Source organism: Pseudomonas sp. P110(2024), from assembly GCF_057480795.1.
The window spans coordinates 1-1,325 of the sequence record NZ_JBLIYT010000033.1; the positions used below are offsets into that span (position 1 = coordinate 1).

Annotated in this window: 1 rRNA gene; it reads right to left on the reverse strand. The window is 49.7% G+C overall.

The annotated features are described in order from the left end of the window. A 23S ribosomal RNA gene (locus tag AC25ND_RS26350) occupies positions 1 to 1,133 on the reverse strand; the annotation flags it as partial. Between the last annotated feature and the right edge of the window lie 192 nt (positions 1,134 to 1,325).

The following is a 1,325-nucleotide window of genomic DNA, read 5'->3' on the forward strand; positions in this document are numbered from 1 at the left end:
AGCCCCGTTACATCTTCCGCGCAGGCCGACTCGACTAGTGAGCTATTACGCTTTCTTTAAAGGGTGGCTGCTTCTAAGCCAACCTCCTAGCTGTCTAAGCCTTCCCACATCGTTTCCCACTTAACCATGACTTTGGGACCTTAGCTGACGGTCTGGGTTGTTTCCCTTTTCACGACGGACGTTAGCACCCGCCGTGTGTCTCCCATGCTCGGCACTTGTAGGTATTCGGAGTTTGCATCGGTTTGGTAAGTCGGGATGACCCCCTAGCCGAAACAGTGCTCTACCCCCTACAGTGATACATGAGGCGCTACCTAAATAGCTTTCGAGGAGAACCAGCTATCTCCGAGCTTGATTAGCCTTTCACTCCGATCCACAGGTCATCCGCTAACTTTTCAACGGTAGTCGGTTCGGTCCTCCAGTCAGTGTTACCTAACCTTCAACCTGCCCATGGATAGATCGCCCGGTTTCGGGTCTATACCCAGCGACTAAAGCGCCCTATTAAGACTCGCTTTCGCTACGCCTCCCCTATTCGGTTAAGCTCGCCACTGAATATAAGTCGCTGACCCATTATACAAAAGGTACGCAGTCACCTAACAAAGTAGGCTCCCACTGCTTGTACGCATACGGTTTCAGGTTCTATTTCACTCCCCTCTCCGGGGTTCTTTTCGCCTTTCCCTCACGGTACTGGTTCACTATCGGTCAGTCAGTAGTATTTAGCCTTGGAGGATGGTCCCCCCATGTTCAGACAAAGTTTCTCGTGCTCCGTCCTACTCGATTTCACTGGCAAGAGATTTTCGTGTACGGGGCTATCACCCACTATGGCCGCACTTTCCAGAGCGTTCCACTAATCTCAAACCAGCTTAAGGGCTGGTCCCCGTTCGCTCGCCACTACTAAGGGAATCTCGGTTGATTTCTTTTCCTCAGGGTACTTAGATGTTTCAGTTCCCCTGGTTCGCCTCTTGCACCTATGTATTCAGTACAAGATAACCAGCTTATGCTGGCTGGGTTCCCCCATTCAGAGATCTCTGGATCACAGTCTGTTTGCCGACTCCCCAAAGCTTATCGCAGGCTACCACGTCTTTCATCGCCTCTGACTGCCAAGGCATCCACCGTATGCGCTTCTTCACTTGACCATATAACCCCAAGCAATCTGGTTATACTGTGAAGACGACATTCGCCGAAAATTCGCATGTTGCTCATTGCTGAGCAGAACTCACAAATTTTACCTTAGCCTGAATAACCAGCAGTGAAACTGGCATTCAGTCTATCTATCACATATCCGAATTTTTAAAGAACGATCTGACAAAAGTCAGAAATCAACATTC